The 15,150-nt window shown below is 74.9% G+C and carries 10 protein-coding genes; 3 read left to right on the forward strand and 7 right to left on the reverse strand.

What is annotated here, in order from left to right; all coding sequences use genetic code 11:
• Positions 1-21: 21 nt before the first annotated feature.
• The 6 genes from BDZ31_RS04620 to BDZ31_RS04645 form a co-directional block, all read right to left on the reverse strand.
• The gene (locus BDZ31_RS04620) at positions 22-831 is read right to left on the reverse strand and encodes an IclR family transcriptional regulator domain-containing protein (protein ID WP_183339445.1); all 810 of its coding nucleotides are present in this window, start codon (positions 829-831) and stop codon (positions 22-24) included.
• The gene (locus BDZ31_RS04625) at positions 828-1,772 is read right to left on the reverse strand and encodes a 3-hydroxyacyl-CoA dehydrogenase (protein WP_183339447.1); all 945 of its coding nucleotides are present in this window, start codon (positions 1,770-1,772) and stop codon (positions 828-830) included. Before BDZ31_RS04625 ends, BDZ31_RS04620 begins: the two co-directional genes overlap by 4 nt.
• The gene (gene gcvPB / locus BDZ31_RS04630) at positions 1,769-3,397 is read right to left on the reverse strand and encodes an aminomethyl-transferring glycine dehydrogenase subunit GcvPB (RefSeq protein ID WP_343075520.1); all 1,629 of its coding nucleotides are present in this window, start codon (positions 3,395-3,397) and stop codon (positions 1,769-1,771) included. Before gcvPB ends, BDZ31_RS04625 begins: the two co-directional genes overlap by 4 nt.
• Complete coding sequence (gcvPA, locus tag BDZ31_RS04635) at positions 3,394-4,791, reverse strand: aminomethyl-transferring glycine dehydrogenase subunit GcvPA (RefSeq protein WP_343075521.1); 1,398 nt, start codon at positions 4,789-4,791, stop codon at positions 3,394-3,396. The genes gcvPB and gcvPA overlap by 4 nt, the downstream gene beginning before the upstream one ends.
• 10 nt (positions 4,792-4,801) lie before the next feature.
• Complete coding sequence (locus tag BDZ31_RS04640) at positions 4,802-5,965, reverse strand: ATP-NAD kinase family protein (RefSeq protein WP_221242807.1); 1,164 nt, start codon at positions 5,963-5,965, stop codon at positions 4,802-4,804.
• 79 nt (positions 5,966-6,044) lie between these two features.
• Positions 6,045-7,433, reverse strand: a complete 1,389-nt coding sequence (locus BDZ31_RS04645) for an aminotransferase (protein ID WP_183339448.1) — start codon at positions 7,431-7,433, stop codon at positions 6,045-6,047.
• 131 nt (positions 7,434-7,564) lie between these two features.
• Between BDZ31_RS04645 and BDZ31_RS04650 the strand changes: the two genes are divergently transcribed.
• From BDZ31_RS04650 to BDZ31_RS04660, 3 genes are all read left to right on the forward strand, one after another.
• Positions 7,565-9,031, forward strand: a complete 1,467-nt coding sequence (locus tag BDZ31_RS04650) for an NAD-dependent succinate-semialdehyde dehydrogenase (RefSeq protein WP_183339450.1) — start codon at positions 7,565-7,567, stop codon at positions 9,029-9,031.
• Between the two features lie 147 nt (positions 9,032-9,178).
• Positions 9,179-12,568, forward strand: coding sequence for a pyruvate carboxylase (locus BDZ31_RS04655; protein WP_183339452.1), 3,390 nt, complete (start codon positions 9,179-9,181; stop codon positions 12,566-12,568).
• A 161-nt stretch (positions 12,569-12,729) separates the two neighbouring features.
• Positions 12,730-14,109 carry a GAF domain-containing protein gene (locus tag BDZ31_RS04660; RefSeq protein ID WP_183339454.1) on the forward strand — a complete coding sequence of 460 codons (1,380 nt, stop codon included), beginning with the start codon at positions 12,730-12,732 and terminating at the stop codon, positions 14,107-14,109.
• A gap of 197 nt (positions 14,110-14,306) precedes the next feature.
• Here BDZ31_RS04660 and BDZ31_RS04665 read toward each other — a convergent pair whose 3' ends face one another.
• The gene (locus tag BDZ31_RS04665) at positions 14,307-15,137 is read right to left on the reverse strand and encodes a TetR/AcrR family transcriptional regulator (protein WP_183339456.1); all 831 of its coding nucleotides are present in this window, start codon (positions 15,135-15,137) and stop codon (positions 14,307-14,309) included.
• Positions 15,138-15,150 lie beyond the last annotated feature (13 nt).

Raw genomic sequence — 15,150 nt, forward strand, 5'->3', positions numbered from 1 at the left:
GAGCCCGCGCCGCCCGCGCGCTCAGCGCGCCAGGTCGGCCTCGATCGCCGAGGCGGCCCGCCGCAATGCCGGCAGCAGGACCCGCTCGGCCTCCTCGCGCGTGCGCCGCGCGACGTGGGTCGAGACGTTGATCGCCGCGACCGTGCGGCCGCTGCGGTCGTGGATCGGGACGCTGATCGCCAGCAGCCCCTCCTCCAGCTCGCCCTCGACGACGGCGTAGCCGCCGCGGCGGATGCAGACGAGCAGCTCGCGCAGCTTCGCCGGGTCGGTGACGGTGCTCGGCAGGTGCTGCTCCAGCCTCGCGCGCGCGAGGTAGGCGTCGAGCTGGTCGTCGGGGAGCGCGGCGAGCAGCACGCGGCCCATCGAGGTCGCCGCCGCCGGCATCCGCGAGCCGACGTTGACGTCGGCGGTCATGATCGCCGGCCCGGTCGCCTTCGCGACGTAGACGACGTCGTCGCCGTCGAGGATCGAGACCTCGCTGGAGTCCTGCACGTCGGCGACGAGCTGCTCGATGTGGCGCTGGGCGACCTCGGGCAGCGTCAGGCTCGACAGGTAGGCGTAGCCGAGCTCGAGCACGCGCGGCGTCAGCGAGAACTGGCGCCCGTCGCTGGCGACGTAGCCGAGCTCGGAGAGCGTCAGCAGGAAGCGGCGCGCGGCGGCGCGCGTCAGGCCGGTCGCGGTCGCGATCTGGGTCACCGTCTGCGACGGCGTCTGCGGACCGAAGCTGCGGATGATCGCGAGCGCGCGGTCGACCGACTGGACGAAGTCGCGCGAGCGCGGGGCGGGCGCCGGCGCGGCTCCGTCGGGCCGCTCGGGCGCGACGTCGGTCACAGTCCCAGCTCCCGCCGCGCGCGCTCGAAGCCCATCAGCGTCTCGTCGCGCCACGCGACCCGCTCCTCCCACTGCGCGAGCGGCAGGCGGGCGCGCCGCTGGCGCGTCACCTCCGCGACCAGCTCGGGCGTCCACGGGTCGTCCTGGCCGCGCTCGGCGCCCATGCGGGCATAGGCCGGCCCCATCTTCTCGGCGTGCGAGGCGATCCCGCCGCGCGTGTTGAGGTCGACCGTCTCGAACGGGCCGATCGCGGCCCAGCGGCGGCCGAGGCCGTCGCGCATCACGCGGTCGACGTCCTCGACGGTCGCCACCCCGTCGCGCACGAGGCAGTAGGCCTCGCGCAGGACGGCGCCCTGGAGGCGGTTGAAGAGGAAGCCCTCGACCTCGGCGCCGACGCGCACCGGTCTCATCCCGGCGGCCTCGAACAGCGCCTCCGCGCGGTCGACGACGTCGGGCGCGGTGAACGGCGCCGGCACCAGCTCGACGACCGGCAGCAGGTACGGCGGGTTGCCGGGATGGGCGACGAGGCAGCGCGAGCGCCCCGGCAGGTCGGCGGCGAAGCGCGACGCCGGCAGCGCCGAGGAGGACGAGGCGAGGATCGCGCTCGCGGGCGCGAGCAGGTCGAGCCGCTCGAACAGCTCGCGCTTCAGCTCGACCCGCTCCGGTGCGCACTCCTGCACGAGCACGGCGTCGCGGACCGCGTCGGTCAGCTCGGCGTGGCGCGCCACGCGCGCCGCGATCGCGGCCGGCTCCTCCGACAGCAGCCGGTGCCCGGCGAGCAGCGCGAGCCGCTCGTCGAGCTCGGCGGCCGCGGCGTCGAGGCGCGTCGGATCGGGGTCGTGGAGCGCGACGCGGTGGCCGGCGCGGGCGAAGACGATCGCCCACGCGACCCCGATCGAGCCGGAGCCGACGATCGCCACCGGCCCGGCGAGACCGCTCACGACCCGGCCTCCGGCGCGCCGACGCCCACGCCGCCTGCGGACCGCGCCCCGACCGGGCCCTCCTCGCCGGCCGCCGCCCGCTTCTTCAGGTGCGAGCGCCACGTCGTCGCCCACTGCCGCGGGTCGTCGATCCCGGAGGGGTCGACCTGCGCGATCGCGTGGTTGTGCGGCGCGGTGCGGACCAGCTCGGGATCGGCGTACGCCTCCTCGATCACGTGCGCGAGCACGTCGATCCAGGTGTCGACGTCCTCCTTGGACCACAGCTCGCCCGGCTCGGGCGTGATCGGCTCGGGCGTGATCCACGGCTCGTGCGCCAGCCACGGCGCGTCGACGCCGAAGTCGACCATCCGGTTGGAGATGTCGTGGACGTCGACGCCGGTCTCCTCGCGCACCTGCTCCAGCGACCAGCGCGTCATCTCCAGGCGCGGCTTGTCGACGCCCGGGTTGGTCTGCTGCACGCCTCTCACCTGCGCGAGGCGGGTGTCCATGTAGTTGTTCGCGAGCACCGACAGGTCGGCGGCGTCGCGGATGCCCTTGGCGCCGAGCGCGCGGACCCACGCGTACGCCTTCACGACGACCGGGACGTTGCCCCAGAACTCGCGCACCTTGCCGATCGACTGCGGCGCGTCCTCGACCTGCTCCAGCCCGTAGCGGCCCTCCTCGTCGCGCGTGACGAGCGGGCGCGGCAGGAACGGCACCAGCTCCTCCGAGCAGCCGTAGGCGCCGACGGCCGGGCCGCCGCCGCCCTTCGGCGCGCCGAAGGTCTTGTGCAGCATGTACATGCAGGCGTCGAAGCCGAGCTCGCTCGCGCGGACGCGGGACATGACGCCGTTGAAGGTGGCGCTGTCGTAGAAGGCGAGCCCGCCGGCCTCGTGGACCAGCTCGACCCATTCCCTCACGTCCGGGTTGTAGATCCCCATGTCGTCGGGGTTGCCGATCATCAGCGCCGCCGTCCGCTCCGACAGCGCCGCTCTCAGCGACTCGATCGTCGGGTAGCCGTCGGGGCCGAGCGGCAGCGTGATCACGTCGAAGCCGGCGGCGGCCGCGGTCGCGGCGTTGCACGGGTGGGTCTGGATCGTCGTGATCACCTCGGTGCGCTGCTCCAGCTCGCCGCGGGCGGCCAGCCACGCGCGCGTCACGCATGCGTGCGTGTAGGCGGCGTCGGCGCCGCCGCCGGGCTGGAAGACGAACCGCGCCATCCCCGACAGCTCGCAGGCGAACCGCTCGAAGTCGTGGACGAGCTGCAGCACGCCCTGGAGCGTCTCGACCGGCTGGGCGGGGTGGACCTCGGCCAGCTCCGGCCGCGCCGTCACGTGCTCGTTGACGCGCGCGTTGTACTTCATCGTGCACGTGCCGAAGAGGTTGATCCCCATCATCCCCAGCGTCATCTGGGAGAGGTGGAGGTAGTGGCGCTGGACCTCGAACTCGCTCAGCTCCGGCAGCGCCGGCGCCTGCTCGCGGCGCAGGCCGGCGGGGACCAGCTCCTCCAGCGGGGCGAGGTCGTCCTCGACCTGCGGCAGCAGCTGCCCGCGGCGGCCGGGCCGGCCCATCTCCATCACGACCGGCTCGTCCCACTTCGCGCCGTGGAAGCGGGGCAGCGGGCGGGTCGGCTCGAAGGCGCTCACGCGATCACCTCCGCGAGCGCGGCGACGGCGCGGTCGACGTCCTCGCGCGTGTGGACCTCGGTCACGCACCACAGCGCCGACTGGCCGAGCTGCGGATGGCTCTGCGACAGGTCCTGCCCGCCGAAGATGCCGCGCTCCAGCAGGCCGGCGTTGATCTCGGCGACGGTGCGCCCGGTGCCCTCGAACGACACGACGAACTCCTTGAAGTGATCGGGGTAGCGGACCTCGACGCCCGGCAGCGCGGCGATCCGGCGCGAGGCGTCGCGGCTGCGGCGGACGATCGTCTCGCCCAGCTCCGCGAAGCCCTGCGGGCCGAGCAGCGACATGTAGGTCGCGTTGACGATCGCCCACAGGTAGACCGAGTTGCCGGTCCAGTCGTTGCCCTCCTCGCGGCGGCCGTAGGAGGACTGCTCGAACAGCGTCATCGAGAAGCCGCGCTCGCCCTCGCCGCGCGTCGGCGCGATGCTGACCTGCAGCGTCGGGTACTGGCGCGCGTATCGCTCCTCGTCGCGCGTGGCGATGAAGCCGCCGCTGCCGCCGCCGCAGTTCATGTGGACGCCGAGCGGCTGCGTCGGGCCGACGGCGATGTCGGCGCCCCAGGCGCCCGGGGGCGAGAGGATCCCAAGGCTGAGCGGGTCGACGCCGGCGATCGTCTCGGCGCCGGCGGCGCGCGCCAGCCGCGCGATCTCGGCGACCTGCGTCTCCAGCGCGCCGAGCGCGGTCGGGTGCTCCACGTAGACGGCGGCGGTGCGGTCGGAGAGCTTCGCCCGCAGGTCGTCGAGCTTCAGCCGGTCGCTGGTCGGGTCGACCTCGACCTCGACGATCGCGATGTGGTCGCGGACCTCCGGCGGGGCGCAGTAGGAGCGGATGACGGCCAGCCGCTCGCGGTCGAGCGTCGTCGGCACGAGCACCTCGCGGCGGCCGGTGATCCGCGCCGCCATGCGGATCGCGTGGCCGGCGGCGCAGCCCCACGAGTAGACGGGCAGGCCGGCGAAGTCGAGCTCGAGCAGCTCGCCGAGCTGGGAGGCGAACTCGAACCACGCCTGGTTGCGGCCGAGGTCGGAGGAGGGCGTGCCCCACTCGGAGGTGACGAACTCGGTCCGCTGCGCGATCTCGTCGCAGACGGCCGGCACGTGGTGCTGCCAGACGCCGCCGCCGAGGAAGGAGAGGTTGGCCTCGCAGGAGACGTTCCGCTGCAGCGTCGTGCGCAGGTGGCGGTGCAGCTCGGCCTCCGAGCGCAGCGGCGGCGGCAGTCTCAGCTCGCCCCGCAGACGATGGTCGGCGGGGATCTGCGCGAACAGCTGCTCGACGTCGGCGACGCCGACGGCGTCGAGCAGCTCCTGGCGCAGCGCCGGCGCCGAGTTCGCCATGTAGGGGTGGGCGGTGCGGGTCACGTGGCCTCCATCAGCTCGTGACGGCGCACATCAGCGTCTCGCGCGCGGCGACGCGGACGCGGACGTGGCCGCTCAGGTCGTGGTCGAGGTCTGGGTCGCCGGTGTCGACGCGCAGCTGCGGCGGGTCGAGCGCGAGCAGCTTGCGGCGGTCGGCGACGACGGTGATGCGGGAGCGGTCGACGCGGCGCAGGACGGCCGGCGACAGCGGCTGGTTGCCGCGCCCGAGCAGGCTGCCCTGGCCGCCGACGACGCCGAGCACGAGGTGGGCGGCGGGCGGCGCGCCGGGGGCGGCGGGCGTTTCGGCGGTCGCGCCGGCTCCGGCGGTCGCGCCGGCGAGCAGCGCGAGCAGCTCGGCCTCGGTCGCGTCGCGGGCGACGAGCCGGCCGTCGCGGGCGGCGTCGACGCCGCGCAGCGACGGCTCGAGGCCGAGCGCGCGCTCGATCCGGGCGGTCGTCGTGCCGGGGCCGAAGAGCGTCAGCGCCGCCGGGTCGACCTCGGCGGCGACGCGGGCGCAGGCGGCCTCCAGCGCGCCGTCGCCGCCGCCGGCCGAGGCGGCCTTGGGCCCGAGCCGGCAGCCGGGCGCGCGCGGCACGAGCGCGACGCCGTGGAGGACGGTCGAGAGCGGCGCGCGGTCGGGAGCTGCGTCGATCTGCCTACCGCTGCGGTAGGCAGATCGACGCAGCTCGGTGTCGGCGGGCTCGGCCGCGTCGGCGATCTCGGCTTCGGTCAGCGCGTGCGGGCCGGGGTCGCGCAGGTAGGCGGCGGCGGCCTCGCCGGCCGCCTCCGGGGTGGCGCCGAAGCAGGCCGAGTGCATCTTCACGCCGGCGGGGATCCCAAGGATCGGGACGCGGCTGTCGGCGGCGGCGCTGACGTCGCGCGCGGTCCCGTCGCCGCCGGCGAAGAGGATCAGGTCGACGCCCGCGGCGGCGAGCGCGGCGGCCGCGGCGCGGGTCTGGGCGGCGCTGCCGGGAGTGGGGACCTCGACGACCTCCAGCTCCGCCGGCGCGCGCTCGGCCAGCCGCGCGAGCGCGCGCCGGGCGCGCTCGGCGGCGACGGGGACCGCGCCGCGCTCGAGCGCGCGGTGCAGCAGGTCGGGACCGTCGGTCCCCTTCAACCCGACGCGCCCGCCCATGCCGGCGATCGGGTTGACGATCACTCCGACGCGTCGCGTCAAACGGAGCCCTCCGGCCTGGAGGAACGAGCGGCCGGGCGGGCTCCCGCGACGTGCGCCGAGGCGGCGGACCGAGCTGCGGTCACGCCTTCTCCCGCGCGAGCGCGTCGGCGACGGAGTCGACCGCCTCGCGCGCGATCGCGACGATCTGGTCGATCTCCTGCTCGGCGATCGTGAACGGCGGCGAGAACGAGATCGTGTCGGCCGCCGGCAGCGCGCGCGTGATCATGCCGCGCTCGAGGCAGGCGCGCGTGATGCGGGCGGCGACCGCGAGCGACGGGTCGAACCGCTTCGGCTGCTCGCCGCGCTCGGCGACGAACTCGACCGCGGCGACGAGGCCGAGCCCGCGCACCTCGCCGACGAGCGGATGGTCGCCGAGCGCCTCGTTCAGACGCGCGCGCAGGTGGTCGCCGCGGGCGCTGACCTGGGCGACGAGCCCCTCCTCCTCGACCACCTCGAGGTTGGCGAGCGCGGCCGCCGCGGCGAGCGGATGGGAGCTGTAGGTGTAGCCGTGCTGGAAGACGCCGCCGTCGCCGGACAGGACCTTCCAGACGTGCTCGGAGACGACGACGCCCGAGAGCGGCACGTACGCCGAGGTGACGCCCTTGGCGATCGTCATCAGGTCGGGCTCGATGCCGAGCACGTGGCTGCCGAACCAGCCGCCAAGGCGGCCGAAGCCGGAGACGACCTCGTCGGCGATCATCAGCACGTCGTGCTTGCGCAGGACCGCCTGGATCGCGGGGAAGTAGCCCTCCGGGGGCGGCAGCACGCCGCCGGCCGCCTGGACCGGCTCGGCGATGAAGGCGGCGACGGTGTCGGGCCCCTCGGCGACGATCAGCGCGTCGAGCTCGGCGGCGAGGCGGGCGGAGAAGGCGGCGTCGTCCTCGCCCGGCCGGCGCTCCCACAGCGAGTACGGCGGGGTGACGTGGCGCACCTGCGGCAGCGGCAGGTCGAACTGCGCGTGCATCGCCGGCAGGCCGGTGAGGCTGGCGGAGGCGACGGTGACGCCGTGGTAGCCGCGGTGGCGGGCGATGATCTTCTTCTTCTGCGGGCGGCCGAGCAGGTTGTTGTAGTGCCAGACGAGCTTGACCTGCGTGTCGTTTGCGTCCGAGCCCGAGGAGCCGAAGAAGACCTTCGACATGCCGAGGTCGCCGGTCAGCTCGATGATCTTGTCGGCCAGCAGCGCGGGCTGGTCGGTCGCCATCGAGGAGAACGAGTGGTAGTACGGGAGCTTGACCGCCTGCCGATGGATCGCCTCGGCGACCTTCGGGTGGCCGTAGCCGACGTTGACGCACCACAGGCCGGCCATCGCGTCGAGGTAGGTGCGGCCGTCGGCGGCGGTCAGCGTGCTGCCGCTGCCGGAGACGATCATCGCCGGACCGCCGTCGCGCTCGTGCGCGCCGGGGATCGAGAAGGGGTGGAAGACGCGGCGGCGGTCGAGGTCGCCAGGGGTGGAGGTCGTTGCAGTCATCTCGTCGTTGTTCGCATTGCGGTCAAGTGCTCGGTATGCGAACCTTCGCACACTGGCTATGCGCTGTCGAGTGCGCCACGCGCACCTTTGTACGCAGTGTCGCACTGACTGACCCGAAGGAGACCACCCCGATGACGCTCACCGCCCTTCAGCTCGCGGACGCGGCGCTGCTGCGCGAGGACCTCTACGTCGACGGTGCCTGGAAGGCCGGCGCCGGCGGTGAGCGTGCTGCGGTCGTCGATCCGGCGACCGGCGTCGAGATCGCGCGGGTCGCCGAGGGCACGCGCGCCGACGCGGCCGCCGCGGTCGCCGCCGCGCAGGCCGCCTTCCCCGCCTGGTCGCGCCGCACCGCCAAGGAGCGCGCCGCGCTGATGCGCCGCTGGCACGACCTGATCGTCGAGCACGCCGACGACCTCGCGCGGCTGCTGACCGCCGAGCAGGGCAAGCCGCTCGCGGAGGCGCGCGGCGAGATCCTCTACGGCGCCGGCTTCGTCGAGTGGTACGCGGAGGAGGGCAAGCGCGCCTACGGCGACGTGATCCCGACCAACGGCGCCGGCAGACGGCTGTTCGCGATCCGCCAGCCGATCGGCGTCTGCGCCGCGATCACCCCGTGGAACTTCCCGATGGCGATGATCGCCCGCAAGGTCGCCCCCGCGCTCGGCGCCGGCTGCACGATCGTCGTCAAGCCGGCCCCCGCGACGCCGCTCTCCGCGCTGGCGCTGGCCGAGCTGGCCGACCGCGCCGGCATCCCCGCGGGCGTGGTCAACGTCGTCACCGGCCCCGCCGAGGAGGTCGGCAACGAGCTGGCCGTCAACCCGGCCGTGCGCAAGCTGACCTTCACCGGTTCGACCGCCGTCGGCCGCCTGCTGCTGGAGCAGACGGCGCCTACCGTCAAGAAGGTCTCGCTCGAGCTCGGCGGCAACGCGCCGTTCATCGTCTTCGACGACGCCGACCTCGACGCCGCCGTCGAGGGCGCGATCGCCTCCAAGTTCCGCAACTCCGGCCAGACCTGCGTCTGCGCCAACCGCGTCCTGGTGCAGGCCGGCATTCACGACGCCTTCGTCGAGCGGTTCGCCGCCGCGACGGCGGCGCTGAAGGTCGGCAACGGCTTCGACGACGGCGTCGAGCAGGGGCCGCTGATCGACGCGCGCGCGCTCGCGAAGGTCCAGGACCACGTCGACGACGCGACCTCCAAGGGCGCCACCGCCGTCACCGGCGGCAAGCCGCACGAGCTCGGCGGCACCTGGTTCCAGCCGACCGTCCTCGCCGGCGTCACGACGGAGATGAAGATCGCCGAGGAGGAGACCTTCGGCCCGGTCGCGCCGGTCTTCCGCTTCGAGACCGAGGAGCAGGCGGTCGCGCTCGCCAACGCGACCGAGTCGGGCCTCGCCGCCTACCTCTACACGCGCGACAGCGGCCGCGTCTGGCGCGTCGGCGAGGCGCTCGAGTTCGGCGTCGTCGGGGTCAACACCGGCCTCATCTCCTACGAGGGCGCGCCGTTCGGCGGCGTCAAGCAGTCGGGCCTCGGCCGCGAGGGCTCGCGCCACGGCCTCGACGACTTCATGGAGCTGAAGTACCTCTGCCTCGACGGCGTCTGAGCCGGCGGGGCGAGCGGGTCGCGTCGTAGGGCGCGACCCGCCCCCCATGCGGAATTCCGTTTCCGCGGAGGGTTCGCCATAGTGCCTCTCCGAGTGCGTGGCACGCGCACGGGAGACGACGATCCGCGAGCTGGAAGCAGGCGGCAGATGATCAAGAAGGTGCTCGTCGCCAACCGCGGCGAGATCGCGATCCGGGCGTTCCGCGCCGCGAACGAGCTGCGCATCCGCAGCGTGGCGCTGTACGCGCCGGAGGACCGCGACTCGGTCCACCGGCTGAAGGCCGACGAGGCGTACGAGGTCGGCACGCCCGGTCACCCGGTCAGCACCTACCTCGATCCCGACGTGGCGGTCGAGCTGGCGCTGCGCGTCGGCGCCGACGCGATCTATCCGGGGTACGGCTTCATGTCGGAGAACCCGGAGCTGGCGCGCCGCTGCGCCGCGGCGGGGATCGTCTTCGTCGGCCCGCCGCCGGAGGTGCTCGGGCTCGCCGGCAACAAGACCCGCGCGCGCGACGCGGCGATCGCCGCCGGGGTTCCGGTGCTCCAGGCATCCGAGCCGGTCGCGAACGGCGCGGAGGCGATGGAGGCGGCCGAGCAGATCGGCTTCCCCGTCTTCGTCAAGGCCTCCCACGGCGGCGGCGGCCGCGGCATGCGGCTCGTCACCGACCCGGCGAAGCTCGCCGCGGCCGTGACCGAGGCGCGCGCCGAGGCCGAGGCCGCCTTCGGCGACGGCACCGTCTACATCGAGCAGGCGCTGATCCGCCCGCGCCACATCGAGGTGCAGCTGCTCGCCGACGCGACCGGCGACGTCGTCCACCTCTACGAGCGCGACTGCTCGCTCCAGCGCCGCCACCAGAAGGTGATCGAGATCACCCCGGCGCCGAACCTCGACCCCGAGCTGCGCGACCGCATCTGCGCCGACGCGGTCAAGTTCGCCCGCCACGTCGGCTACGTCAACGCCGGCACCGTCGAGTTCCTGCTCGATCCCGCCGACGGCCGCTACGCCTTCATCGAGATGAACCCGCGGATCCAGGTCGAGCACACCGTGACCGAGGAGACGACCGACGTCGACCTCGTGCGCGCGCAGCTGCGGGTCGCCGGCGGCGCGACGCTCGCCGACCTGAGGCTGTCGCAGGAGACGATCCGCCAGCGCGGCGTCGCGCTCCAGTGCCGCGTCACGACCGAGGACCCGGCCAACGGCTTCCGCCCCGACTCCGGCCGCATCACGGCATACCGCTCGCCGGGCGGCGCCGGCGTCCGGCTCGACGAGGGCTCGGCCTTCGTCGGCGCCGAGATCTCGCCGTTCTTCGACCCGCTGCTGGTGAAGATCTCCGCGCGCGGCCGCGACCTGCAGTCGGCCGTCTCGCGGGCGCGGCGCGCCGTCGCCGAGCTGCGCGTCCGCGGCGTCAAGACCAACCAGGGCTTCCTGCTGGCGCTGCTCGACGACCCCGACGTGCTCGCCGGCGACACGCACACCACCTTCGTCGACGAGCGGCCCGACCTGTCGGCCGCCGGCCCCGGCCAGGACCGCGCCAGCCGCCTGCTCGGCCGCCTCGCCGAGGTGACCGTCAACCACGAGCCCGCGACCGCCCAGCTCTCCGGCGACCCGCGCGGCAAGCTGCCGCCGCTCTCGGCCGGCGACCCGCCGGCCGGCTCGCGCCAGCGGCTGCTGGAGCTGGGCCCGGCCGCCTTCGCGCAGGCGCTGCGCGCGCAGACCGCCGTCGCGGTCACCGACACCACCCTGCGCGACGCCCACCAGTCGCTGTTCGCGACGCGGATGCGGACCCACGACATGCGCGCCGTCGCGCCCCACCTCGCGCGCGAGCTGCCGGGCCTGCTGTCGATGGAGGTGTGGGGCGGGGCGACCTTCGACGTCGCGCTGCGCTTCCTGCACGAGGACCCGTGGGAGCGGCTCGCCGAGCTGCGCGAGCTGGTCCCGAACGTCTGCCTGCAGATGCTGCTGCGCGGCCAGAACCTGCTCGCCTACTCGCGCTTCCCGACCAAGGTCGTGAAGGCGTTCGTCGCCGAGGCGGTCGAGACCGGCATCGACGTCTTCCGCATCTTCGACGCGCTCAACGACGTCGAGGGGATGCGGGCGGCGATCGAGGCGACGCTGGAGACCCCCGCGATCGCCGAGGGGACGCTCTGCTACACCGGCGACCTCTCCGACCCGCGCGAGCGGCTCTACACGCTCGACTACTACCTGAAGCTCGCCGAGCAGCTCGTCGACGCCGGCGTCCACGTGCTCGCGATCAAGGACATGGCCGGCCTGCTGCGCGCCCCCGCCGCCCGCCAGCTCGTCACCGCGCTGCGCAGGGAGTTCGACCTGCCGGTCCACCTCCACACGCACGACACCGCCGGCGGCCAGCTCGCGACGTACATCGCCGCGATCGAGGCCGGCGTCGACGCCGTCGACGGCGCCGCCGCGCCGATGGCGGGGATGACCAGCCAGCCGTCGCTGGCGGCGATCGTCGGCGCGACCGCGACGACCGAGCGCGACACCGGCCTCTCGCTCGACGCGCTGCTGGCGCTCGAGCCGTACTGGGAGGCGGTCCGCAGCATGTACGGCGCCTTCGAGACCGGGCTGAAGGCGCCGACCGGCCGCGTCTACCGTCACGAGATGCCGGGCGGCCAGATCTCCAACCTGCGCCAGCAGGCCGACGCCGTCGGCCTCAGAGGGCGCTTCGAGGAGGTCGAGGCCGCCTACGAGCGGGCCAACGCGCTGCTCGGGAACATCGTCAAGGTGACGCCGTCGAGCAAGGTCGTCGGCGATCTCGCGCTGTTCGCCGTCTCGGCCGGGATCGACTTCGACGAGCTGGAGGCGAGACCGGCCTCCTTCGACCTGCCCGACTCGGTGATCGACTTCCTGCGCGGCGGCCTCGGCGTCCCGCCGGCCGGCTTCCCGCAGCCGTTCACCGACCGGGCGCTGGAGGGCCGCGCGCCCGCGCCGGCGCCGCTGGAGGTCGAGGGCGAGCTGGCCGAGCGGCTGGCGCAGCCGGGCGCCGAGCGGCGGGCAGCGCTCGCCGAGGTGCTGTTCCCCGGCCCGGCGAGGGAGTTCGCGGCCGCGCAGGCGGAGTGGGGCGACGTCTCGCTGATCCCGACGCCCGAGTTCTTCCGCGGCCTGCGCGAGGACGAGGAGCTGGCGATCGAGCTCGGCCCCGGCGTCACGCTGCTCTACGAGCTGGAGGCGATCGGCGAGGCCGACGCGCGCGGCATGCGGACGGTGCTCGTGCGCGTCAACGGGCAGATGCGTCCGGTCGAGGTGCGCGACCGCTCGGTCGACGCGGCCGGCGAGCAGATCGAGCGCGCCGACCCGACGCAGCCCGGCCAGGTGCCGGCGCCGGTCACCGGCATCGTCACCGTGCTGGTCGAGCCCGGCCAGCAGGTCGCCGAGGGCGATCCGGTCGCGACGCTGGAGGCGATGAAGATGGAGTCGACGATCACGGCACCGCTGTCGGGCACCGTCGAGCGTCTCGCCGCGGCCAGCGGCAGACGGCTCGAGCAGGGCGACCTGCTGCTCGTGCTCGCGCCGGCCTGACCGGCGACCGCGCGGCGTTCGGGGCCGGTTCGTCGCCGGCCTTCGTCGCCGCCGGTCGGATCGGGCAGAAAGACACACATGTCTATCGCGGTCGAATAGGCTGGCGCCTGCCCGCGCGGTGAGCCACGACCGGCGCGGGCAGGAGGAGGGACCGACCAGGCATGAATCGAAGCCGGCGCATCGACGCCGACGATCTCGCGCGCCGTGTCGCGAACGCGGTCGGCGACGGGAGCGTCGTGCGGCTGCACGACGCCGAGGCGCGACTGCTGCGCCCCGTCGCGACCGCCCACCGCGACCCGTCCGACCGCGCTGCGCCGGGCGCGCGCCAGACTGGACCGCCCGATCTCGACGACGAGCGCGGCTGGACGGCGCAGGCGTTCCGCACCGGCCGGCCGGTCCGGCTCGCGCAGGTGCGGCTGCCGGTCCGCGACCGCGGCGAGCTGGACCGCCTCCCGTTCGAGCGCTACGTCGGCGCGGTCCTGATCGTCCCGCTGCGCGTCGACGGCGAGACGGTCGGCACCGTCACCGCCTTCCGGGCTCCCGGCAGCGTGCCGTACACGTTGCGCGAGCAGGCGCTGGTCGAGTCGCTGCTCGGCAGAGCGCTCCGGCGCAGCGGCGGCGGCGCGCCGCAGGAGCGGGAGCCGACGGTGGGGGAGCGCGAGCCCGCGGCGGGGGAGCTGCTCGCGCGCAGCGACGCCGCCGTCTGGGCGACCGACCTGCAGGGGCGGACGCTGTTCGTCAGCCCCGCGATGAGCGAGCTGCTCGCGCTGCCGGCCGGCGACGTCGCCGGCTTGCCGATGACCGACTTCGTCGACGTGCCGCCGCTGTCGCTGACGGGGATGGTCCCCGACGAGCCCGAGCGCGGCGACCGCCGCCTGCGGCGCGCCGACGGCACGCAGCTGTGGCTGCAGACCAGCTCGACGCCGCTCGTCGACGCCGGCGGCCGTCGGCGCGGCACGCTCACGACGGTCGCCGACGTGACGGAGCGCAAGACCGAGGAGGTCACGCTGCGGTTGCGGCTAGACGCGACCCGCGGCCTGCTGCGGCTGGTGAGCGAGGTCCTGCGCGGCAGCGACCGCGCCGCGCTGCTCGACGCCTCGGTCGCGGTCGCGGCCGAGCTGCTCGACGCGTGGCGGGTCGGGGTCTTCGAGCTCGGCGACGACGGGCTGCTGCGGCTGCGCGCCGGCCGCGGCTGGCCGCGCGGCGCGATCGGCGGTCGCGAGCTGCCGGCGCTGCGCTCGCCGGCCGAGCTGGCGCTGCGCTCGGACGAGCCGCTGGTCGTGCGCGACCTCGACCGCTGGGAGCGGCTCGTCCGCACCGAGAGCGTCGGAGAGGAGGTGCGCAGCGGCTGCTGGATCGGGATCGGCGGTCGCGGCGTGCTGGCCGTGCTCGAGCGCGAGCCGCGCGCCTTCTCGGCCGACGAGGTCGACCTGCTCGCCTCGCTCGCCGAGGCGCTGACCGCCTGCATGCCGCAGCAGGCGCGCCGCCGCGGCGGCGCCGCTGCGCCGCCCGCGCAGGCGATGCTCGCAGAGCCGGTGTAGGGCTGGGCGCGGTCGCGCCGGAGCGCCGCGCGGGCTCCCGCCGCGCGTGCGACGGCGCGGACGGGCGCAGTGCGGTGCGACCCGCGCGGGCTCACGCCGCGCGTGCGACGGCGCGGACGGGCGCAGTGCGGTGCGACCCGCGCGGGCTCACGCCGCGCGTGCGACGGCGGGCGCCGTGCGGCGCGGCCGCCCGCGCCCTACCGCGCGGCCGGTCTGCGGCCGCTGCGCCGCGGCGGCACGGGGCGCTCGTCGTCGCCGCTCGGCGTGGCGCCGGAGCGCGGCCTGCGCCCGCTGCGGCGCGGCGGGATCGCCCTGGTCGGCGGCGTCTTCGGCGCGGCCGCGGACGGCCGCTCGGCCGCCTCGGCCCGCAGGCGCTCCATCTCGGCGACGGCCGCCTCGTGGCCGAGGAACGGCATCATCGCCCAGTACATGAGCTCGGGCAGCAGCCGCGGCAGCTCGTCGATCGTGCCGCGCAGGACGCGACCGTAGACGATCTCGTACATGCCGCCGGTGACCGCCTCGGCGGTCAGCCCGGGCAGCGCGCGCGGGGCGTCGGCGCGGCCGGCGTCGAGCAGGTAGTAGAAGCCGCGCACGGCGGCGTCGCGGCGCGCGAGCGCGCGCGGCCCGACCGCGTGGACGTCGACGATGCACAGCCGCGTCAGGTCGGGATGGTCGGCGAGGAAGCCGAGGAAGGCCCGCAGCGCCGCGCGGATCGCGTCGACCCAGTCGTCCTCCTGCTCGAACGCCTGCGTGACGCCGCCCATCAGCAGCGAGACCGCCATGTCGTAGGCGGCGAGGAAGCACTCCTCCTTGTCGGCGAAGTGCTCGTAGAAGGTCTTGCGCGAGACGCCCGAGCGCGCGATCAGGTCGGTGACGCGCGTCTCCGGGTAGCCCTGCTCGGCGACGCACGCGACCAGCGCGTCGAGGATCCGCTCGCGCTGCGACTGCGCGACGAAGTCGCGCGAAAGCCCGTGCCGACCGGCCGGGAGCTGCCGTCCCGGCTGCTGGGTCCATGGTGCGGGCGTCATGAGCCCGTGTCCC

The sequence above is a fragment of the Conexibacter arvalis genome (genome assembly GCF_014199525.1).
GTDB lineage: Bacteria > Actinomycetota > Thermoleophilia > Solirubrobacterales > Solirubrobacteraceae > Conexibacter > Conexibacter arvalis.